Source organism: Nocardioides pollutisoli, assembly GCF_040045055.1.
Classification (GTDB): domain Bacteria; phylum Actinomycetota; class Actinomycetes; order Propionibacteriales; family Nocardioidaceae; genus Nocardioides; species Nocardioides tweenelious.
The window spans coordinates 2,363,520-2,384,770 of sequence record NZ_JBDZDU010000001.1; the positions used below are offsets into that span (position 1 = coordinate 2,363,520).

Here is a 21,251-nt window from a genome sequence, read left to right on the forward strand (position 1 = left end):
ACTGTTCTCGTCAGCTCATCAAGAGGGACAGAGGGATACGGCCCTGTGAAGTCCCGGCAACCGCCGCGAGCCTCCGCCGCCCGGAACATCGGGATGCGGTTCGCGGAAACGGTGCCAATTCCGTCCGGCGCGACCGTCGCAGCCGGAGAAGATGAGAAGGAGGACTTCATGAGCGCTGTTGTTGTCGAGAAGCAGACGACCCGCGAGGGCGCGTTCGGCAGCGCCGTCGCGCTGTCGTGCCGCGAGTGCGGTCACCAGGTCGACCTGGGCCCCTTCTACGCGTGTCCGGAGTGCTTCGGCCCGCTGGAGATCGCCTACGAGTTCGGCGAGGTCACCCGCGAGCAGATCGAGGCCGGACCCGCGAACATCTGGCGCTACAAGGCGCTGCTGCCGGTCCCGACCGACGTCGAGGAGAGCCCCAACATGGAGCCGGGCTTCACCCGGCTGCTGAAGGCCCACAACCTCGGTGCCGAGCTGGGCATCACGAACCTGTGGGTGAAGGACGACTCGACCAACCCCACCAACTCCTTCAAGGACCGTGTCGTCGCCTGCGCGCTGAGCGCGGCCCGCGAGCTCGGCGCCAAGGTCTTCGCCTGCCCGTCGACCGGCAACCTCGCCAACGCCGTCGCGGCCGCCGGCGCCCGCGCCGGGATCAAGACGGTCGTCTTCATCCCGAGCAACCTCGAGCAGCCCAAGCAGGTCAACTCCGCGGTCTTCACCGAGTCGCTGGTCGCCGTTAACGGCAACTACGACGACGTCAACAAGCTCGCCTCCGAGATCGCGGGCGAGGAGGACGGCTGGGCGTTCGTCAACGTCAACGTCCGGCCCTACTACGCCGAGGGCTCCAAGACCCTGGGCTACGAGATCGCCGAGCAGCTCGGCTGGCGGCTGCCCGACCAGGTCGTCATCCCGGTCGCGAGCGGCTCCCAGCTCACCAAGGTGCACAAGGCCTTCCAGGAGCTGATCAAGCTCGGCCTCGTCGAGGCGAAGCCCTACCGCATCTTCGGCGCGCAGGCCGAGGGCTGCTCGCCCGTGTCGGTCGCCTACAAGGCCGGCGTCGACGTGATCCGCCCGGTCAAGCCGGACACCATCGCCAAGAGCCTGGCCATCGGCAACCCGGCCGACGGCATATACGTGCTCGACATCTGCCGCGAGACCGGCGGCGCCGTCGAGGACGTCACCGACGACGAGGTCCGCGCCGGCATCGTGCTGCTGGCCCGCACCGAGGGGATCTTCACCGAGACCGCCGGCGGCACCACCGTCGCCGTCCTCAAGAAGCTCACCGAGACCGGCCAGCTCGACCCGTCGCTCGAGACCGTCGTGATCAACACCGGCCACGGCCTGAAGACGCTCGACGCGGTCTCCGGCTCGGTCGGTCCGGCCGCGACCATCGAGCCGTCGTACGCCGCCTTCGTCGCCTCCGGCATCGCCTGACCCTCCGAGGAGCATCCAGACCATGAGCGTGTCCGTCCGCATCCCGACCATCCTGCGCACCTACACCGGTGGCGAGTCCGAGGTGACCGCCGCGGGCGGCACCCTGGCCGAGGTGCTCGACGACCTGGACGGCAGCTACAGCGGCATCAAGGGCCGGATCCTCGACGAGGCCGGCCAGCTGCGGCGCTTCGTCAACGTCTATGTCGACAACGACGACGTGCGGTTCCTCGACAACCTCGCCACGCCCACCCCCGACGGCACCCAGATCTCGGTGATCCCGGCCGTCGCCGGCGGCTGCTGATCCGTTACAGCTGGGCGCGGCGCTCGATAAGGTGCGCCCGCTCGGCCAGGTTGGCGCAGCGGCCGATGGCCTCGTCGTACGACGTGCGCGCGTCGTCGAGGCGACCTGCACGAGCGAGCAGCTCGGCCCGGGCCGCCGGGAGCCGGTGCCCCGGCAGCGACAGCCCGTCCAGCAGCGCCAGCCCCGCGAGCGGCCCGGCCGCCTCGGCGACGGCGACCGCCCGGTTGAGCCGGACGACCGGTGACCCCGTGAGCTCCTCGAGCTCGAGGTAGCGCGCGGCGATCCGCTCCCAGTGGGTGTCGGCCGCGGTCGGGGCGATCGCGTGCTCGGCGGCGATCAGCGCCTGCAGGAGGTACGGCGTCGCCGGTGCGCCGGCGATCGGGGCGAGCAGCCCCACCGCCTCGCCGATCTCGTCGCGGTGCCAGCGGGAGCGGTCCTGGTCGGGCAGCAGCACCAGGCCGTCGGGCGAGACGCGGGCGTCGCGTCGGGAGTGCTGGATGAGCATCAGGGCCAGCAGCGCGTCGAGGTCGCCGAGGTCGTCGTACGACGTGGGCAGCACGGATCGCAGCACCCGCACCAGCCGGATCGCCTCGCCCGCGACATCGGCGCGCAGCACGTCCGGTCCGGAGCCGGGCGCGTAGCCGGCCGTGAAGGCGAGGTAGGCGACGTCCGCGACCACCGACACCCGCGGCGCCAGGTCGTCGGGCACCGTGAAGGCCTCGGCGGCGAGCCGCTTGCGGGCGCGCGTCAACCGGGCGGCCATCGTCGGCGTCGGCACCAGGAAGAGCCGCGCGACGTCCTCGGTCGGTACGCCGAGCACCAGGCGCAGGGTCAGCGCCGCGGCGGAGGGCGCCGGCAGCGACGGGTGCGCGCAGAGCAGCACCAGCCGCAGCCGCTCGTCGACGACGGGCTCACCGGCACCGGCCATGAACGCCTGCGCCTCCTCCTGGACCTCCGCGTCGACCGCGAGCAGCGGGAGCTTGCGCGCGGCGACCGCCTCGGCCCGGAGCCGGTCGAGGATCCGCCGCCGGGCCGCGGTCAGCAGCCAGGCGGGCGGGTTGTCGGGGACGACGTCCCACGTGCGGGCCGCCGCCTCGAACGCGTCGGCCAGGCCGTCCTCGGCCAGGTCGAGCCGCCGGAACTGCGCGACGAGCAGGGCCAGCAACCGGCCCCACTCGTCGCGCAGGAGTCGCTCGAGCGGCGTCAGATCTGGACCTCGAGCGTCGGGCGCACCTCGATCGTGTACTCCGTCGGCAGCAGCCGGACCGTCTCGAGCGCGTCCTCGAGCGACGGTACGTCGATGAGGTAGAAGCCGCCGAGCTGCTCGACGGTCTCGGCGAACGGTCCCTCGGTCACGGTCCGGTGCCCGGGCTGGAGGGTGCGCGCGGTGCCGGGCCGGTCCAGGGCGTCGCCGGTCACGATCGACCCGCGGGCCCGGACCGCCTCGTCGAAGGCGTTGAAGTCGGCGATGACCCGCTGGCGCAGGGCCTCGTCGGCGGCCTCCCACTTCGCGAAGTGGTCGTCCTCGGTCAGCAGCACCAGGAACCTCACATGTCCCCCGAGTGGTCGACCGTGCCGCGGACCTCGACCGCGCCGCCCTCGGCGAGGACGCCGCAGATCTCGAGGAGGTCGTCGAGGTCGTCGGTGTCGACGACGTAGAAGCCGGTCAGCTGCTCGACGGTCTCGGCGTACGGGCCGTCGGTGACCGACGTGCCGGAGCCGTCGCTCCGCACGATCTTGGCGGTGGTGGAGTGCAGGAGCTCGGCGCCCCCGGTGGCCTTGTGGCCGCGCTCCTCGAGCAGGCGGGCGAACTCGCCGTGCTTGGCGTAGGTGGCGGAGCGCTGCTCCTCGGTGGCGTGCTCCCAGGTGCTCTCGTTGCCGGGCAGCAGGACGACGTAGGTGCTCATGACGGGTTCCTCTCGGTCGTGCATCGAGTCTGACACCGCGATGACGCGCGAGCCTGCGACAAATCGACATCGGGCCCCACGAGAACTCTTGACAGGCCTCCCGACAGGATCCAGAGTGGTTGTGGGAACGCTCCCACAGACCACGTTCGCTCGAGGGGTGGACCGCGCGATGGCCTCGAACGCACGTGGGGGAGTACCCGCCGTGAACGGCGGTTCTGCGGCGGGCCTGTCCGTGCGGCGGGCCTGGGGACTTCTCGACATCCCAGGCCCGCCGTTCGCGCGCTCAGCCGGTAGCGGGGCCACCGGCATACTGACGCCATGACCCGGCCGCCACGGACCCGACCGACGCTCGAGGAGGTCGCCGCGCTGGCCGGTGTCGGTCGCGGCACGGCCTCGCGCGTGATCAACGGCGGCGAGAAGGTCTCCGACCGGGCCCGCCAGGCCGTCGAGCAGGCGATCGAGGAGCTCGGCTACGTGCCGAACGCCGCCGCCCGCGCCCTCGTCACCCGCCGCACCGACGCGGTCGCGCTGGTCATCGCCGAGTCCGAGGAACGGGTCTTCGGGGAGCCGTTCTTCGCCGGCATCATCCGCGGGATCGGCTCCGCCCTCGCCGAGGCCGACCGGCAGCTGGTGCTGCTGCTCGCCCAGGCGTCCCAGCGTCGCGGCGGCCTCGACCACTGGCTCACGCGTCAGCACGTCGACGGCGTGCTCCTCCTCTCCCTCCACGACGACGACGAGCTCCCCGACCTGATCCGCGCCCACGGGCTGCCGGTCGTCGTCGGCGGCCGGGCGCGCGAGGACCTGCGCTCGGACTACGTCGACGTCGACAACGTCCAGGGCGCCGAGCTCGCGGTCGGCCACCTGGTCGAGCGCGGTCGCACCCGCGTCGCGACCATCGCCGGCCCTGCCGACATGGTCGCCGGTCGCTCGCGCTTCCAGGGGTACGTCGCGGCCCTCGAGGCGGCCGGCCTGCCGCTGGACGAGCGGCTCGTCGTCCGCGGCGACTTCGGCCAGGGCAGCGGTGAGCGTGCGATGCGCGAGCTGCTCGTGCGCGCCCCCGACCTCGACGGCGTCTTCTGCGCCAACGACCTGATGGCCGCCGGCGCCCTGCTCGCGCTGCGCGAGGCCGGACGACGGGTCCCCGAGGACGTCGCCGTGGTCGGCTTCGAGGACGCACCGATCGCCCGTTCCACGCTGCCCCCGCTGACCACCGTGCACCAGTCGCCCGAGCAGATGGGCCGGGCGATGGTCGACCTGCTCCTCGAGGCCACCCAGGCGCCGGAGGCGTCCCGGCCCGGTCGGATGCTGCCCACCCATCTCGTGGTGCGCGGTAGCAGCTGAGGTCCTAGGGTTCGGCGCGTGGAGAATCGACCCCTCGTCCTGCTCGCGACCTGCAGCCAGCTCGCCGAGGGCGAGCCCGGCCACGAGGCGCTGGACGCCGCGCTCGACGAGCGCGGCCTGGACTCCCGCTGGGTGGTCTGGGACGACCTCGACGTCGACTGGAGCCAGGCTGCGGTGATCGCGGTCCGCTCGACCTGGGACTACGACCAGCGGGTCGGCGAGTTCGTCAGCTGGGCGGCCGGGTTGGGGCCGGCCCTGCTCAACGGCCACGAGGTCTTCCGGTGGAACACCGACAAGCGCTACCTCATCGACCTGCACAACGCCGGTCTCCCCGTCGTCCCGACCGTCGCCGCCGACACCGTCGAGCAGGTGCGAGCCGAGGCGGCCCGGCTCGAGGTCGCGGTCGTCAAGCCGCGGGTGGGGGCCGGCGGGCGTGGGCTCGAGGTCGTGCAGGAGGCGGCGACCTGGACGCCGTACGCCGGGCACCCGGGCCCCTGGGTGGTCCAGCCGCTCGTCGAGTCGATCCACCACGACGGCGAGATGTCCGTCTTCGTGATCGGCGGGCACGCGGTCAGCCAGGTCGACAAGCTGCCGAGCACCACCGACATCCGGGTGCACGAGCAGTTCGGCGGGTCGTCGCGGGCGGTGCCGCTGGCCCGCGACACGGCCCTGCTCGCGATGGAGGCGATCGCTGCGGTCGCCGACCTGATCGGCGACGAGATCGTCTACGGGCGCGTCGACCTGATGCGCCACGAGGGCCGCCTGGTCGTGAGCGAGGTCGAGGTGACCGAGCCCGGCCTCTACCTCGACGTGCTGCCCGGCAACGCCGACCCGTTCGCGGACGCCGTCCTCGCCCACGTCCGCCGCTGAACCCCGCCTTGCACTCGCCAGGGGCGAGTGCTAAACATGACGCTGGCACTCTCGACCGGAGAGTGCCACCACCGGAACGGCGACGTTGAGGTCCTGATGCGCCGGCGAGAAGGGTTCGCCGGGTCCAGCGGGGGCCGTCCGTCGCGGGCAACCCGCCGCCCCGGACAAACTTCCAATGCGAAGGAATCGCAGGAGTTATGCCCAAGCTGATTGCTTTCAACGAGGAGGCCCGGCGCGGTCTCGAGCGTGGCATGAACACGCTCGCTGACGCCGTCAAGGTCACCCTCGGTCCCAAGGGCCGCAACGTCGTGCTCGAGAAGAAGTGGGGCGCCCCGACGATCACCAACGATGGTGTGTCCATCGCCAAGGAGATCGAGCTCGAGGACCCCTACGAGAAGATCGGTGCCGAGCTCGTCAAGGAGGTCGCCAAGAAGACCGACGACGTCGCTGGTGACGGCACCACGACCGCCACGGTCCTCGCCCAGGCGATGGTCCGCGAGGGCCTGCGCAACGTGGCCGCGGGTGCGAACCCGATGGGCCTCAAGCGCGGCATCGAGGCCGCTGTCGCCGCCGTGTCGGAGCAGCTCTCCAACATGGCGATCGACATCGAGACCAAGGAGCAGATCGCCGCGACCGCGTCGATCTCCGCCGCTGACACCACCGTCGGCGAGATCATCGCCGAGGCGATGGACAAGGTCGGCAAGGAAGGCGTCATCACCGTCGAGGAGTCGAACACGTTCGGCCTCGACCTCGAGCTCACCGAGGGCATGCGGTTCGACAAGGGCTACATCTCGGCCTACTTCGTCACCGACCCCGAGCGGATGGAGACGGTCCTCGAGGACCCCTACATCCTGATCGCCAACCAGAAGATCTCGTCGGTCAAGGACCTGCTGCCGCTGCTCGAGAAGGTCATGCAGTCCGGCAAGCCGCTGCTGATCCTCGCCGAGGACACCGACGGTGAGGCCCTGTCGACCCTGGTCGTCAACAAGATCCGTGGCACCTTCAAGTCCGTCGCCGTCAAGGCTCCGGGCTTCGGTGACCGCCGCAAGGCCATGCTGCAGGACATCGCGATCCTGACCGGCGGCCAGGTCATCTCGGAGGAGGTCGGCCTCAAGCTCGAGTCGACCGGCATCGAGCTGCTCGGCCAGGCCCGCAAGGTCGTCATCACCAAGGACGAGACCACCATCGTCGAGGGCGCTGGCGACGCCGACCAGATCGCTGGTCGCGTCAACCAGATCCGTGCCGAGATCGAGAAGTCGGACTCCGACTACGACCGCGAGAAGCTGCAGGAGCGCCTGGCCAAGCTGGCCGGCGGTGTTGCGGTCATCAAGGTCGGCGCGGCCACCGAGGTCGAGCTCAAGGAGCGCAAGCACCGCATCGAGGACGCCGTTCGCAACGCGAAGGCGGCCGTCGAGGAGGGCATCGTCGCCGGTGGTGGCGTTGCTCTGGTGCAGGCTGCGGCCACCGCGTTCGACAAGCTCGAGCTCACGGGTGACGAGGCGACCGGTGCCAACATCGTGCGCTTCGCGTCCGACGCCCCGCTCAAGCAGATCGCGATCAACGCCGGCCTCGAGGGCGGCGTCGTGGCGGAGAAGGTGCGCAACCTGACGGCCGGTCACGGCCTCAACGCGGCCACCGGCGAGTACGTCGACATGATCGCCTCCGGCATCATCGACCCCGCCAAGGTGACCCGCAGCGCGCTGCAGAACGCCGCCTCCATCGCGGCGCTTTTCCTCACCACCGAGGCCGTTGTCGCCGACAAGCCGGAGAAGGCGGCGCCCATGGGCGGCGACCCGACCGGTGGCATGGGCGGCATGGACTTCTGAGTCCAGCCTCACCGCTTCACCCGAACGGCCTCGGTCCTCTGGATCGGGGCCGTTCGGCATTCCGTTGAATCGAGACTTCCGTCGGTTGAGTCGAGACTTCCGTCCGTTGAGTCGGGAGTTCTGGTGACGAAACCCTCGACTCGATCGACGGAACTCTCGATTCGACCCGCGGAAGTCTCGACTCAACGTGGCTGTGTGAGGGTGGTGCCGTGGACGAGAGCCGACGGGACCGCTTCGAAGCGGTCGCGCCGACCCTGATCGAGCCGCTGCGGCGGTTCCTGGCCCGGCGTACCGATGCGGCCACGGCGGAGGACGTGCTCGCCGAGACCCTGCTGGTCTGCTGGCGACGGGTCGCGGACCTCCCGGACGAGCCGCTGCCCTGGGCGTACGGCGTGGCGCGCAACTGCCTGCGCAACGCCGAGCGGTCCGCCCGCCGGCAGGAGCGGGCCGCGGCGCGGCTCGCCGCGGAGCCGGTCGACACCGGCCCGCCCGAGGACCTGACGCTCCACGAGGCGCTGGCCGCGCTGAACCCCGACGACGCCGAGCTCCTGCGCCTGTGGGCCTGGGAGCAGCTGGCGCCGGGCGAGGTCGCGACCGTCCTCGACATCACCACCAACGCCGCGAGCATCCGTCTCCACCGGGCTCGCGAGAAACTCCGCGAGCAGATGCGAAAGATCCAGGCCGCATCCGGACATGAGGTGCCATGAACGACGACGAGCTGCAGGCCCGGCTCCGGGCCGCCGACCCCGCGTCGTCGCTCCCGCCGGCCGACCCCGACCGGGTGGCCCGACTCCTGGAGGACGTCATGAGCACCGAGCTGACCACCGAGAAGCGTGAGGACGGGACCCAGGGGCGCGGCCCGCTGACCTGGCTGGTCGCCGCGGCGGCGGTCGTGGTGCTGCTGGTGGGCGGCATCATCGGCATCAAGGCCGCGACCGGCGACAACGCGTCACCGACCTCGGCCAAGCCGGAGCCGGCGCAGACCGTGACCACCCTGTCCGCGCCCGATGACGGCGCGACGCACGCCAAGTGCATGGTCCCGAACGCCCAGACGCTCGCCCAGATGCCGACCGCCTTCGACGGCACCGTCAGCGTCATCGACGGCGACACGGTCACCCTGACGACCACGAAGTGGTACGCCGGTGAGCCGACCGACGTCGTGAAGGTGACCGCCCCGGGTGAGGAGTGGGAGCGGCTGCTGAGCGCGGTCCACTTCGAGGCCGGCCAGCGCTACCTGGTCTCCGCGACCGACGAGGGCGCCGTCACCGTGTGCGGCTTCAGCGCTGCCTACTCCGACGACCTGTCCGCGGTCTACGCCGAGGCGTTCCCCGGCTGATGCCCGACCACGTCCACGGCCTGCTGCTCGCCGCCGGTGCCGGGTCCCGGATGGGGATGCCCAAGGCGCTGGTGCGCGGCGACGACGGCGAGCCGTGGCTGGTCCGCGGCGTCCGTGCGCTCGTCGACGGCGGCTGCACCCGGGTGAGCGTCGTCCTGGGCGCCTCCGCCGAGGAGGCACTCCCGCTGCTCGAGGGCTCCGGCGCCACCGGCGTCGTGGTCGCGGAGTGGGCCGAGGGCATGTCCGCCTCGCTGCGGGCGGGGCTGGCCGCGCTCACGGTGAGCGACTCCCAGGCCGTGGTGGTCACGCTCGTCGACCTCCCGGACGTGGGCCCCGACGTCGTACGCCGCCTGCTCGACCAGCCCACCGGACGCACGACCCTGCGGCGTGCTTCGTACGACGGCCAGGTCGGTCACCCCGTCGTGATCGGGCGCGACCACTGGGTCGAGGTGGCCGAGGAGGCGAGCGGCGACCGTGGTGCTCGTGGCTACCTCGCCACCCACGACGTCGAGGTCGTCGAGTGCGGTGACCTCGCGACCGGCCGCGACGTCGACAGCCGGGGCGACGGACCAACCGGCGACCAACACCCGCCTGGGTAGCCTGGAGGCATGGAGCTCGAGTCCGCCAGTGCCGTCGCCGAGCGTCTCGGCGCGACCGGCTACCTGTGCGATGACGCGCTCGCCACGGTCACCTTCCTCGCGCTGCGGATGCAGCGACCGCTCCTGCTCGAGGGTGAGCCCGGCACCGGCAAGACCGCGCTCGCGGAGGCGATCGCGGAGGCGCTCGACCTGCCGCTCGTGCGGCTCCAGTGCTACGAGGGCATCGACGCGACGCAGGCCCTCTACGACTGGGACTTCCCCCGTCAGATCCTCCACCTCCGCGCGCTCGAGGCGGCGGGCGGCGGCGCCGACGTCGCCGAGGCCGAGAAGAGCCTGTACGACGCGCGCTTCCTGCTCGCGCGGCCGGTGCTGCAGGCGCTGCAGGAGAGCCCGGCCGTGCTGCTGATCGACGAGGTCGACCGGGCCGACGACGAGTTCGAGGCGTTCCTGCTCGAGGTGCTGTCGACCTACCAGGTGACGATCCCCGAGCTCGGCACCGTCCGGGCGACGACGCCTCCGATCGTCGTCCTCACCTCCAACCGCACCCGCGAGCTGCACGACGCCCTCAAGCGGCGCTGCCTCTACCAGTGGATAGACCACCCGGGCCTGGAGCGCGAGCTCGAGATCCTGCGGTCGCGGGCGCCCGAGGTCTCCGAGTCGCTGCGCCACCAGGTGGTGTCGCTGGTCCAGCAGCTGCGCGGTCGCGACGACCTGCAGAAGCCGCCCGGCGTGGCGGAGACCCTCGACTGGGCGCGTGCTCTCCACTACCTCGGCACCGCCGAGATCGACCTCGCCTCGGCGTCGGCGACGCTGGGTGCGCTGGTGAAGTACCGCGAGGACGCCGACCGCGTCCGCCACGCGCTCGACCAGATGCTCCGGTCGTGAGCGTGATGCGCGGCGGCGACGAGGTCCTGCTGGCCTTCACCCGCGCGCTGCGGGCGGCCGGGGTACCGGTCACCCAGGACCGCGCCCACGGGTTCCTGGCGGCCACGGCGGTCCTCGGGCTCGACGACCAGCGCGCGACGTACCTCGCCGGCCGCGCCACGCTCTGCGCGGGACCCGACGACCTCGAGCGCTACGACCAGGTCTTCACCGCGTTCTTCACCGGTCGCGACGGCCTGCCCCGGGCGCGGCCCGCGCAGTCGGCGGTGCCGGGCTTCACCAACCTGCCCGAGACCGAGTCGTCCGGCGAGGGGGAGTCCGACGACGCCGACGTCGTCCGCGCCAAGGCCAGCGCCGCCGAGGTGCTCCGCCACCGCGACCTGGCGACGCTCTCGGCGGCCGAGAAGCACCAGCTGGCCGGGATGTTCACGACCCTGCGGCCGCGCCCGCCCGTCCGGCGTACGGCGCGCCACCAGCGCTGGCACCGCGGCCGCGTCGACGCGTCGCGCACCCTGCGCGCCAGCCTCCGGCGGATGGGTGAGCCGAGCGAGATCGCCTGGCGCCGTCGCGGCGTCCGGCCGCGCCGGGTGGTGCTGCTGGTCGACGTGTCCGGCTCGATGAGCGGCTACGCCGACGCCCTGCTCCGACTGGCCCACCGCTTCACCCAGGCCACGCCGTCGGTCGAGACCTTCACGGTCGGCACCCGCGTCACCCACGTGACCCGGGCGATGCGTATCCGCGACCCCGAGCGCGCGCTGATCGCGGCCGGCGAGACGGTGCCGGACTGGTCCGGCGGCACCCGCCTCGGCGAGACGCTCCGCTTCTTCCTCGACCGCTGGGGTCAGCGCGGGATGGCCCGCGGCTCCGTCGTCGTGGTGTTCAGCGACGGCTGGGAGCGCGGCGACCCGACCCTGCTCGGCGAGCAGATGGCGCGGCTCGGCCGGATCGCCCACCGGGTCGTGTGGGTCAACCCCCACCGGGGGAAGTCCGGCTACGAGCCCGTCCAGCAGGGTGTCGTCGCCGCGCTGCCCCACTGCGACGACTTCGTCGCCGGCCACTCGCTGGCGACCTTCGCCGAGCTGACGGAGGTGGTCTCGCGTGCGTGACGTGCTGCCCGAGCTGCTGGAGTGGTGGCGAGCGGGCCAGACGGTCGGCGTCGGCACCGTGGTCGCGACCTTCCAGTCCGCCCCGCGCCCGGCCGGCGCCTCGATGCTCGTCGGACCGGACGGTACGGCGGTGGGCTCCGTGTCGGGCGGCTGTGTCGAGGGTGCGGTCTACGCCCTCGCCGAGGAGGTCGTCTCCTCCGGTGACCCCGTCCTGCAGAGGTACGGCGTCTCCGACGACGACGCGTTCGCCGTCGGACTGACCTGCGGCGGCATCCTCGACGTCTTCGTCGAGAAGGTCAGCCGCGAGACCTTCCCCGAGCTCGAGGAGATCGCGGCCGACGTCGAGGCCGGCCGGCCGGTCGCCCTCGCGACCGTGATCGAGCACCCCGACCCCACGTGGCTGGGCCGGCGCATCGTCGTACGCCCCGACGGGTTGTCGTCGGCGTCCCTCGGCTCCGCACGTGCCGATGACGCGATCCGCGACGACGCCCTCGGGCTGCTCGCCGCCGGCAGCAACGCGACGCTCGGCTACGGCCCCGACGGCGAGCGACGCGGCGAGGGCATGCGGGTGTTCGTGTGGTCCTTCGCCCCCAAGCCGCGGATGCTCGTCTTCGGCGCCATCGACTTCGCGGCCGCCGTGGCCAAGGTCGGCAGCTTCCTCGGCTACCACGTGACCGTCTGCGACGCGCGGCCCGTCTTCGCGACCGCCAGCCGCTTCCCGGAGGCCGACGAGGTCGTCGTCGACTGGCCGCACCGCTACCTCACCGCCGAGGCCGAGGCCGGCCGGATCGACGCGCGCACGGTGCTGGCCGTGCTCACCCACGACCCGAAGTTCGACGTACCCCTGCTCGAGGTCGCGCTGCGGCTGCCCGAGGTCGCGTACGTCGGGGCGATGGGCTCGCGCCGGACGCACGACGACCGGCTGGCGCGCCTGCGCGAGGCCGGCATCGACGACAAGGAGCTCGAGCGGCTCTCCAGCCCGATCGGTCTCGACCTCGGCGCGCGCACCCCCGAGGAGACCGCGATCAGCATCGCCGCCGAGATCATCGCGGGCCGCTGGGGCGGCTCCGGCGAGCGGCTCGCGGCCGTCGACGGGCGCATCCACCGGGGGCTCGCCGACCTGTGACGTGGGTCACCCACCCGGTGCTACCTTCGAGCGCATGCCGCGCAGCGAGCTCCAGACCCGTCGTGTGGACGCCGTCCGCGCCTGGACGTCCTTCGTCGAGCACGGCGACGACGCGGCCGACCTGGTCCGCCCGGAGATCCTGACCAGCTGGACCCGGTCCGAGGCCGCGATCTCGCCCGACGTCCGCGCCGCGCCCGTCGACGACGAGTCCGAGACGGCGGCCTACTGGCGCGACTCGCCGCTGCAGACCGCCGTCGAGCGGGTGGAGGCGGAGCTGCGGCGTACCGCCGAGGACGGTGACCTGGTCGTCGCGGTCACCGACCCCGAGACCCGGATCCTGTGGACGTACGGCGGACGCGTGATGCGCCGCAAGGCCGAGACCGTCAACTTCGTGGTCGGCGGCCGCTGGGACGACCAGAGCGTCGGCACCAACGCGCTCGACCTGGCCAACCGCCTGGACAGCCCGGCGATGGTCTTCAGCGCCGAGCACTACGCGTCGATCGTGCACAACTGGGTCTGCTGGGCGGCGCCGGTGCACGACCCGGTGACCGGCACGCAGCTCGGCGTCATCGATCTCTCGACGACCTGGGACCGCACCCATCCGATCGGCCTCGCGACCGCGCGCGTGATGGCCCGCCTGATCGAGGCGGCGATGCCGCTCTCGGCGCAGCACGCCGTCGGAGCGGGCACCGACGACCCGTTCGACCCCGGCCTGGTGATGACCCTGCTCGGCACCGCCGAGACCTGGCTCGACGGCCAGCGGCTGCTGCTCAACCGGCGCCAGACCGAGGTGCTCGCCCTGCTCGCCATGCACCCCGAGGGCCTGTCGCTCGAGCACCTCCACGCGCTGGTCTACGGCGACCAGGCGGTCACCCTGTCCACGCTGAAGGCCGAGGTCTCCCACCTGCGCTCCGCCCTCGGCGGCCAGCTCGCCTCGCGCCCCTACCGGCTGATGATGCCGGTCTCCACCGACGTCGACCTGGTCCTCGGCCTGCTCCGCAGCGGCCGGGTCGCCGCGGCCGTCGACGCCTACGGCGGCGACCTGCTGCCCGGCACCAACTCACCGGCGCTGACCGAGCTCGCGGAGTACGTCGCCGTCGCCGTCCGCGAAGCCCTGCTGGCCGACCCGCAGCCCGATGCGGTGGTGCGCTACGGCGAGCTGGCGCCGTACGACACCGAGGTGGTCGAGGCCTGCCTGGCCCGGCTCGCCGGCAGCCCGCACCCCGCCGTACCTCTCCTCAAGGGGCGGCTCGCCGCGGCCCGACGGTGACCTAACTGGAGTTGTTCTCTAGACTTAGGACATGGTCGTCATCGCGGAACCCGAGCTCGAGCCCACGGTCGTCGACCCCCGACACGTCGCCATCATCGGTGGCGGCGCCAGTGGGGTCCTGACCGCGCTCCAGCTGCTGGCCAGCTCGGCCGACTCCGACCTCTCCGTGACGGTGCACGAGGCGAGCGGCGTCCTGGGCCGCGGCATCGCCTACGGCACGTCCGACCCGCGGCACCTCCTCAACGTCCGGGCGCGCCACATGAGCGCGTACGCCGACATACCGTCCGACCTGCTCGACTGGGCCGTCCGGGCCGGGCGTGACCCCGACCCGCTGGGGTTCCTCCCGCGGATGGAGTACTCCGCCTACCTCCAGGACACCCTCGCCGCCGCGGCCGACCACCGGCTGACCATCTGTGCCGGCCGCGTCGACGACGTCGTCCCGATCGAGGGCGGCTTCGAGCTGCACACCCGGGACCGCGTCACGACCGCGGCCCAGGTGGTGCTCGCCTACGGCAACCAGCGTCCGCAGGCGCTCACCGAGCTGAGCGGGCTGTCGGGTCTCATCGACAACCCGTGGGACCTCGCCGCCATCCGCGCCCTGCCCGGCGACGCGGCCGTGGTCGTCGTCGGGACCGGCCTGACCGCCATCGACACCGTCATCACCCTGCTCGAGGACGAGCCGTGGCGCAGCGTGACAATGGTGAGCCGGCACGGCCTGCTCCCCGCTGCACACATCGAGCAGCAGTCGACGGCCTGGATCAGCGACGTGCCCGAGGGGCCGCTGACCGCCGACGGCATCGCGGCCTTCGTCCGGGGCCAGGTCGCGGCCGCGCGGGTCCACGACGTCGACTGGCGCAACGTGGTCGACGGCCTGCGGCCCCAGACCCAGTCGATCTGGCTGCGGCTGAGCGTCGAGGAGCGGCAGCGCTTCCTCGCCGTGCACGCACGCGACTGGGAGATCCGCCGGCACCGGATGGCGCCCGAGGTCGCGGACCGGATCGAGGGCTACCGTCTCGACGGGCGACTCACCGTGACCGACGGCGGTGTCAGCGGCGTGGACGTCCAGGCTGCCGACGCGGTCGTCAACTGCACCGGCCCGCTCACCGACGTCAGTCGCAGCGACGACCCGCTCCTGCAGGCGCTGCAGGCCCGCGGCCTGGTCGCCCCCGACCCGCTGCGGCTCGGCATCGACTCGACCCTCGCCGGCGAGGTCGTCGGAGCCGACGGCCTGGTCGTGGACGGCCTGTACGCCGTCGGTCCGCCCCGCAAGGGCACGCTCTGGGAGTCGACCGCGATCCCGGAGATCCGCACCCAGGCGGCCGAGGTCGCCCGCGTCGTACTCGCTCGCGAGCACGCGACCAACCGCTGACCAACCCCGCGCACCTAGCGTGCGCTGCATGACCCGGATCACACTGACCGTCGACGGCGCGAGCGTCAGCGACGACGTCGAACCACGACTCCTCCTGGTGCAGTACCTGCGCGAGAAGCTCGGCAAGACCGGCACCGTCATCGGTTGCGACACCAGCAACTGCGGCGCCTGCACGGTCCACCTCAACGGAACCAGCGTGAAGTCCTGCAACGTCCTGGCCGTCCAGGCCGATGGCGCGGAGGTCACGACGATCGAGGGACTCGCGCAGAACGGCGAGCTGCACCCCGTGCAGAAGTCCTTCCGCGAATGCCACGGACTCCAGTGCGGCTTCTGCACGCCGGGGATGATCATGCAGAGCGTCGACCTGCTGAACAACAACCCGAAGCCCTCCGAGGAGGAGATCCGCCTCGGGCTCGAGGGCAACCTCTGTCGCTGCACGGGCTACCACAACATCGTCAAGGCAGTGCAGCACGCTTCCGGTCAGGAGATGCACGCATGACCGCCACCCAGGAACGCCCGTCCGACGCCGTCGAGATGGAGATCGGCCGCGACCGGCGCCGCAAGGAGGACCAGCGGCTGATCACCGGTCGCACCCGCTGGACCGACAACATCACGCTGCCCGGGATGCTCCACCTCGCGATGGTTCGCAGCCCCTTCGCCCACGCGAAGATCGCCAGCATCGACGTGAGCGCAGCCAAGGCCTCGACCAACGTCGTCGACGTGCTGACCGGCGCCGACTTCGGTGAGGAGCTCGGTGCCTGCATCAACGCGTGGCCGATCACTCCCGACCAGGTCACGCCCGGCCACTCGCCGATGCCGGCCGACCGGGTCGCCTTCGCCGGCGAGATCGTCGCCGTGGTCATCGCCCGTACGGCGGCCGAGGCGCGCGACGCGGCCGAGCTGGTCGACGTCGAGTACGACGAGCTGCCGGCCGCCCTCGACCTCAAGAAGTCGGCCGCCGACGAGGTGCTCGCCCACCCCGACCTCGGCACCAACAAGTCGGCGCTGTGGGTCTTCGACTCCGGCGAGGCCGGCACCGGCGGCAACGTCGAGGACGCGATCGCGAAGGCCCGCACCGACGGCATCGTGATCGAGCGCGAGTACCGCCAGCAGCGCCTGATCCCGGCGTTCATGGAGCCACGGTCGGTGGTCGTCGACCCGACCGGCGAGCAGCTGACGATGTGGTCGGCCACCCAGATCCCGCACATCGTGCGGTTCGCGCTGGCCGCCACGACTGGAGTGCCCGAGTCGAAGATCCGCGTGATCGCGCCCGATGTGGGCGGCGGTTTCGGCGGCAAGCTCCAGGTCACGCCCGAGGAGTGGATCGCCTGGGCCGTCGGGCGCCGCCTCGGCAAGCCGGTGAAGTACACCGAGACCCGCTCCGAGTCGCTCATGAGCGCCCACCACGGCCGCGACCAGTGGCAGAAGCTCACGCTCGCGGCCGAGAAGGACGGCACCGTCACCGGTCTCAAGGTCGAGCTGCTCGCCGACCTCGGTGCGTACGTCGCCATCGTCGGCGGCGGCGTCCCGGTGCTGGGCGCCTTCATGTTCAACGCCATCTACAAGTTCCCGGCCTACCACTTCGCCGTCCAGACGGTGCTGACCAACAAGGCCTGGACCGACGCCTACCGTGGCGCCGGCCGCCCGGAGGCGACGTACGCCATCGAGCGGCTCATGTCGGAGCTCGCCGCCGAGGTCGGCGTCGACCCTCTGGAGATCCGCGAGAAGAACTGGATCAAGCACGAGGAGTTCCCGTTCACCACGGTGGCCGGCCTCGAGTACGACTCCGGCAACTACGAGGCCGCGACCGCGAAGGCCAAGGAGATGTTCGGCTACGACGAGCTCCGGGCCGAGCAGAAGCAGCGCCGCGACGCGGGTGACCCGGTCCAGCTCGGCATCGGCATCTCGACGTTCACCGAGATGTGCGGCCTGGCCCCGAGCCGGGTGCTCGGCCAGCTCGACTACGGCGCCGGTGGCTGGGAGCACGCCAGCGTGCGGATGCTCGCGACCGGCAAGGTCGAGGTGGTCACCGGTGCCTCGGCGCACGGCCAGGGTCACGAGACGGCCTTCAGCCAGATCGTCGCCGACCGGTTGGGCGTGGCCTTCGAGGACGTCGAGGTCCTGCACGGCGACACCGCGATCTCCCACAAGGGCCTGGACACCTACGGATCGCGCTCGCTCGTCGTCGGTGGCGAGGCCCTGGTCAAGGCGGCCGACAAGGTGATCGAGAAGGCCAAGCCGATCGCGGCGCACCTGCTCGAGGCCTCGGTCGACGACATCGAGTTCTCGGCCGGCCGCTTCTCGGTCCGCGGCACCGACCAGGGGATGGCGATCGGCGAGATCTCGACGGCCGTCTTCGCCGCGCACAACCTGCCGGACGGGGCGGAGCCGAGCATCGACGCGGAGGCGACGTACGACCCGGTCAACTTCAACTACCCGCACGGCACCCACCTCTGCGCGATGGAGGTGGACACCGAGACGGGCGCGGTGAAGATGCGCAAGTACGTCTGCGTCGACGACATCGGCAACATCGTCAACCCGCTCATCGTCTCCGGTCAGGTGCACGGCGGCCTGGTGCAGGGGATCGCGCAGGCGCTGTGGGAGGAGGCGGTGTACGACGACGCCGGGACGCTCGTGTCCGGGTCGTTCGTCGACTACCTGCTGCCGACCGCGGCCGACACGATCAGCTTCGACGTCGAGCACACCACGACCCCGTCGCTGACCAACACGCTCGGCACCAAGGGCGTCGGCGAGGCCGGGACGATCGCCTCGACGCCGGCCGTGGTCAACGCGGTCGTCGACGCCGTACGCCACCTCGGGGTCGACGACATCCAGATGCCGTGCACGCCCGAGCGGGTGTGGAAGGCGATCAACGGTCCCGGGTCCGGAGGCGCGACCGAGGGCGCGGCGATGCCGCACTTCGACGAGTCCGAACCCGGTCAGTCCTCCACGGAAGGAGCGGGCGCATGATTCCCGCAGCGTTCGACTACGTGGCGCCGACCTCGGTCGAGGAGGCGCTGGCAGCGCTGGCGCAGTACGGCGACGAGGCCAAGATCATCGCCGGCGGGCAGAGCCTGCTGCCGGTGCTCCGGATGCGGCTCAACGCGCCGGAGTGGATCATCGACCTCGGCAAGATCGAGTCGCTGCGGGGCGTCCGTGACGACGGTGACGCGATCGTGATCGGCGCGATGACACCGCACGTCGTGGTCGGCTCCGACGCACTCGTCGCCGAGCACGCGTCGCTCATCTCCAAGGCCGTGGAGCACCTGGCCGACGCCCAGGTGCGGCACCGCGGCACCTTCGGCGGCGCGCTCGCGCACGCCGACCCCGCGGGCGATCTCGGGGCGCCCGCGCTGGCGCTCGGCGCGGAGTTCGTGATCCAGGGACCCGGTGGCTCGCGGACCGTCGCGGCCGACGACTTCTTCGTCGACCTCTTCGAGACCGCGATCGGCGAGGACGAGATCCTCACCGAGGTCCGGATCCCGAAGCGGACCGGCTGGGGTTCGACGTACGAGAAGTTCGTGCGAGTCGCCCACCAGTGGCCGATCGTCGCGGTCGCGGCGACCGTGCGGGTCGAGGGCGGCACCATCGCCGAGGCGCGGATCGGGCTGACCAACATGGGCAACACGCCCCTACGGGCGCGGGCCGTCGAGGACGCGCTCGTGGGGCAGCCGGCCACGGACGACGCCGTACGCGCTGCTGCGGCGCACGCCGCCGACGGCACCAACCCGCCGTCGGACCTCAACGGTGACGCCGACTACCGGCGGCACCTCGCGACGGTGCTCACCCGGCGAGCGGTGCTCGCGGCGGCTGGCTGATGGACCTCACCCACCGCTTCACCGTCCCGACCTCGGTCGACGAGACCTGGGCGCACTTCCAGGACATCGCCTCCGTCGCGGAGTGCTTCCCGGGCGCCACGGTCACCTCGGCCGAGGGCGACACCTTCGCGGGGTCGGTGAAGGTCAAGCTCGGTCCGATCGCGCTGGTCTACAACGGCTCCGGGACCTTCGTGGAGAAGGACGAGGCGGCGCACCGCTTCGTCGTCGACGCGAAGGGCAAGGACAAGCGCGGCAACGGCACCGCCGGCGCCAAGGTCACGCTGACGATGACGTCTGCCGACGGCGGCGCGACCGACGTCGAGGTGATCACTGACCTGGCGATCACCGGCAAGCCGGCCCAGTTCGGCCGCGGCGTGATGCAGGACGTCTCCGACAAGCTGCTCGGCCAGTTCGTCGCCTGCCTCGAGCAGCGGCTCTCGGGTCCGGCTGCGCCGGAGGAGGCCGTCGTACCTGACGTAGATGTCGTCCCTGAGCCGAAATCGGAACCCGTACGTCAGGTGCGTGCGGACCCCCCGGCAGCCCCGGCCGCCCCGGCAGCCCCGGCGCAGGACGACGCGCTCAACCTGGGCTCGGCGGTGCTGCCGGTGCTGGCGAAGACCTACTGGAAGCCGGTGGCCGGCGTCGTCGCCGTGGTCGCGCTGGTCATCTGGTGGGTCAGTCGGTCTTAGGCGTCGGGAGGGGTACGGCGTCGGGGTCGGCCACGAGCTCCGGCTCGTGCACCCCGTTGACGCCGGCCGGCAGCTGCGGCTCGAGCCGCGCGACGGCGAGCACGGCGAGCAGGAGGCAGCCCGCGACCAGGGTGCCGATGTAGACGCTGTCGAGGTGGTGGCCGATCAGGAAGCCCGCGATCGGCGGCGCGATGATCTGCGCCAGCTGGAAGGCCGCGGAGCTCGCCGCGTTGTAGCGACCGCGCAGGTGGTCGGGCGCCAGGTCGTTGACCAGCGCCGGGATCGTCGGCTGGAGCAGGGTCTCGCCGAACGCGAAGACCGAGGCGCACGCGGCGACCAGCATCGTCGCGCCCCAGGTGCCGGACACCAGCCCGCTGGCGCCGAGCAGCAGCCACGACACGGCCCACACGCCCCCCATCACGGCGATGATCCGGGTCCGACGACGCCCCTCGATGCGCTGCAGCACCACCAGCTGGAGCAGCACGATCACCAACGTGTTGGCGGCGAACGCGAACCCGAGACCCTGCGTCGAGATCTCGCCGACCGAGCGGGCGTACGCCGGCATGCCCGCGTTGAGCTGGGAGTAGCCGACGTACGACGACACGAAGCTCAGCGCCAGCATCGAGGCGACCGCCGGCCGGCGTACGACGTCGAGGTAGCCGACCTTGGCGGCGGCCTCGGCGTGGTGCTCGACGCGTCCGGCGACGTGACGGAGCGGGACGAGCATCAGGAAGAGCGCGGGGAGGTAGCTGACGGCGTCGCCGAGGTAGATGAGCTGGAAGGTCGCGACGTGGTCGACGCGGACGATCACGCCGGCGACGAGGCCGCCGATGCCGATGCCGAGGTTGAGCAGGGTGAAGTTGACGCCGAAGTAGCGCTGGCGCAGCTCGGAGGGGATCACCGCCGCGATGAACGCCTGGAACCCCGGCCACGAGACCCCGAACGCGACGCCGCTGAGCAGGAGGGCCACCGCAGCGGCCGCCGGTGTGGAGGCGAAGGCCAGGATCACGTTGCCGATGACCTGGAGGACCAGCGCGCCGACCAGGATCCGCCGGGCTCCCCACCGGTCGATCGCGGTGCCTCCGGGGCCGACCACGAGGAAGCCGACCAGCGGCGGCAGTGCGAGCAGCAGGCCGGCGTCGCTGAGCGCGAACCCGCGCACCTCGTGGAGGTAGACGATGTTGAACGGCAGGACCAGGCCAGTGCCGATGAACTCGAAGACCACCACCGAGAGCAGCAGCTTGCCCTCGCGGGGCAGGTCGTGCCAGAAGGAGCGGAGCGTGAGGGGACTGGTGGTGTTCGACATCGCCGTGAGTGTCTCAACGGCCACCGACAGTGGGCGAATCCTTATTCGGCACTTCGCCCGGCCCGCGGAGC

At 71.8% G+C, this 21,251-nt stretch carries 21 protein-coding genes and 1 riboswitch; of the genes, 17 read left to right on the forward strand and 4 right to left on the reverse strand.

From position 1 onward, the window contains the following. Positions 1–12 precede the first annotated feature (12 nt). A riboswitch (SAM riboswitch) is annotated at positions 13–158 on the forward strand. A gap of 10 nt (positions 159–168) precedes the next feature. Together thrC and ABLE68_RS11510 are read left to right on the forward strand one after the other, a co-directional pair. Continuing rightward, positions 169–1,434 carry a threonine synthase gene (thrC, locus tag ABLE68_RS11505; protein ID WP_348871461.1) on the forward strand — a complete coding sequence of 422 codons (1,266 nt, stop codon included), beginning with the start codon at positions 169–171 and terminating at the stop codon, positions 1,432–1,434. Positions 1,435–1,456: 22 nt separating this feature from the next. Further along, complete coding sequence (locus ABLE68_RS11510) at positions 1,457–1,735, forward strand: MoaD/ThiS family protein (RefSeq protein WP_348871462.1); 279 nt, start codon at positions 1,457–1,459, stop codon at positions 1,733–1,735. A 4-nt stretch (positions 1,736–1,739) separates the two neighbouring features. On the opposite strand, the gene ABLE68_RS11515 is transcribed toward ABLE68_RS11510, so the two are convergent. From ABLE68_RS11515 to ABLE68_RS11525, 3 genes are read right to left on the reverse strand one after another with little or no spacing between them, the layout of a single operon-like run. Beyond that, positions 1,740–2,900 (reverse strand): RNA polymerase sigma factor, encoded by a 1,161-nt coding sequence (locus tag ABLE68_RS11515; RefSeq protein WP_348871464.1) that lies wholly within the window; start codon positions 2,898–2,900, stop codon positions 1,740–1,742. A gap of 38 nt (positions 2,901–2,938) precedes the next feature. Then, on the reverse strand, positions 2,939–3,274 hold the full coding sequence (locus tag ABLE68_RS11520; protein WP_348871465.1) for a YciI family protein: 336 nt from the start codon (positions 3,272–3,274) through the stop codon (positions 2,939–2,941). An 8-nt stretch (positions 3,275–3,282) separates the two neighbouring features. Beyond that, positions 3,283–3,642 carry a YciI family protein gene (locus tag ABLE68_RS11525; RefSeq protein WP_348871466.1) on the reverse strand — a complete coding sequence of 120 codons (360 nt, stop codon included), beginning with the start codon at positions 3,640–3,642 and terminating at the stop codon, positions 3,283–3,285. 318 nt (positions 3,643–3,960) lie between these two features. Here ABLE68_RS11525 and ABLE68_RS11530 point away from each other — a divergent pair, with 318 nt between their 5' ends. The 15 genes from ABLE68_RS11530 to ABLE68_RS11600 all read left to right on the forward strand — a co-directional run bounded on the left by ABLE68_RS11530 (position 3,961) and on the right by ABLE68_RS11600 (position 19,874). Continuing rightward, positions 3,961–4,983 carry a LacI family DNA-binding transcriptional regulator gene (locus ABLE68_RS11530; RefSeq protein ID WP_348871467.1) on the forward strand — a complete coding sequence of 341 codons (1,023 nt, stop codon included), beginning with the start codon at positions 3,961–3,963 and terminating at the stop codon, positions 4,981–4,983. Between the two features lie 18 nt (positions 4,984–5,001). Beyond that, complete coding sequence (locus tag ABLE68_RS11535; RefSeq protein ID WP_348871468.1) at positions 5,002–5,853, forward strand: ATP-grasp domain-containing protein; 852 nt, start codon at positions 5,002–5,004, stop codon at positions 5,851–5,853. 197 nt (positions 5,854–6,050) lie between these two features. Then, entirely contained in the window at positions 6,051–7,679 is a 1,629-nt protein-coding gene (groL, locus tag ABLE68_RS11540) for a chaperonin GroEL (protein ID WP_348871469.1), read from the forward strand. Between the two features lie 209 nt (positions 7,680–7,888). Further along, the gene (locus ABLE68_RS11545; protein WP_348871470.1) at positions 7,889–8,386 is read left to right on the forward strand and encodes an RNA polymerase sigma factor; all 498 of its coding nucleotides are present in this window, start codon (positions 7,889–7,891) and stop codon (positions 8,384–8,386) included. Next, positions 8,383–9,015 (forward strand): hypothetical protein, encoded by a 633-nt coding sequence (locus ABLE68_RS11550; protein ID WP_348871471.1) that lies wholly within the window; start codon positions 8,383–8,385, stop codon positions 9,013–9,015. Before ABLE68_RS11545 ends, ABLE68_RS11550 begins: the two co-directional genes overlap by 4 nt. Next, positions 9,015–9,614, forward strand: coding sequence for a nucleotidyltransferase family protein (locus ABLE68_RS11555; protein ID WP_348871472.1), 600 nt, complete (start codon positions 9,015–9,017; stop codon positions 9,612–9,614). Before ABLE68_RS11550 ends, ABLE68_RS11555 begins: the two co-directional genes overlap by 1 nt. A 9-nt stretch (positions 9,615–9,623) precedes the next feature. After that, entirely contained in the window at positions 9,624–10,499 is an 876-nt protein-coding gene (locus ABLE68_RS11560) for an AAA family ATPase (RefSeq protein WP_348871473.1), read from the forward strand. 5 nt (positions 10,500–10,504) lie between these two features. Beyond that, entirely contained in the window at positions 10,505–11,602 is a 1,098-nt protein-coding gene (locus tag ABLE68_RS11565) for a vWA domain-containing protein (RefSeq protein ID WP_348873263.1), read from the forward strand. Further along, positions 11,595–12,728 carry an XdhC family protein gene (locus tag ABLE68_RS11570; protein ID WP_348871474.1) on the forward strand — a complete coding sequence of 378 codons (1,134 nt, stop codon included), beginning with the start codon at positions 11,595–11,597 and terminating at the stop codon, positions 12,726–12,728. Before ABLE68_RS11565 ends, ABLE68_RS11570 begins: the two co-directional genes overlap by 8 nt. 34 nt (positions 12,729–12,762) lie before the next feature. Further along, on the forward strand, positions 12,763–13,998 hold the full coding sequence (locus ABLE68_RS11575) for a transcriptional regulator (protein ID WP_348871476.1): 1,236 nt from the start codon (positions 12,763–12,765) through the stop codon (positions 13,996–13,998). 31 nt (positions 13,999–14,029) lie between these two features. Continuing rightward, positions 14,030–15,367 (forward strand): FAD/NAD(P)-binding protein, encoded by a 1,338-nt coding sequence (locus ABLE68_RS11580; protein ID WP_348871477.1) that lies wholly within the window; start codon positions 14,030–14,032, stop codon positions 15,365–15,367. 28 nt (positions 15,368–15,395) lie between these two features. Next, positions 15,396–15,866 (forward strand): (2Fe-2S)-binding protein, encoded by a 471-nt coding sequence (locus ABLE68_RS11585; protein WP_348871478.1) that lies wholly within the window; start codon positions 15,396–15,398, stop codon positions 15,864–15,866. After that, complete coding sequence (locus tag ABLE68_RS11590; protein WP_348871479.1) at positions 15,863–18,337, forward strand: xanthine dehydrogenase family protein molybdopterin-binding subunit; 2,475 nt, start codon at positions 15,863–15,865, stop codon at positions 18,335–18,337. Before ABLE68_RS11585 ends, ABLE68_RS11590 begins: the two co-directional genes overlap by 4 nt. After that, the gene (locus tag ABLE68_RS11595; protein WP_348871480.1) at positions 18,334–19,185 is read left to right on the forward strand and encodes an FAD binding domain-containing protein; all 852 of its coding nucleotides are present in this window, start codon (positions 18,334–18,336) and stop codon (positions 19,183–19,185) included. Before ABLE68_RS11590 ends, ABLE68_RS11595 begins: the two co-directional genes overlap by 4 nt. Then, on the forward strand, positions 19,185–19,874 hold the full coding sequence (locus ABLE68_RS11600) for an SRPBCC family protein (RefSeq protein ID WP_348871481.1): 690 nt from the start codon (positions 19,185–19,187) through the stop codon (positions 19,872–19,874). Before ABLE68_RS11595 ends, ABLE68_RS11600 begins: the two co-directional genes overlap by 1 nt. Here ABLE68_RS11600 and ABLE68_RS11605 read toward each other — a convergent pair. After that, complete coding sequence (locus ABLE68_RS11605; RefSeq protein ID WP_348871482.1) at positions 19,861–21,180, reverse strand: MFS transporter; 1,320 nt, start codon at positions 21,178–21,180, stop codon at positions 19,861–19,863. The genes ABLE68_RS11600 and ABLE68_RS11605 overlap by 14 nt on opposite strands. Positions 21,181–21,251: the final 71 nt, after the last annotated feature.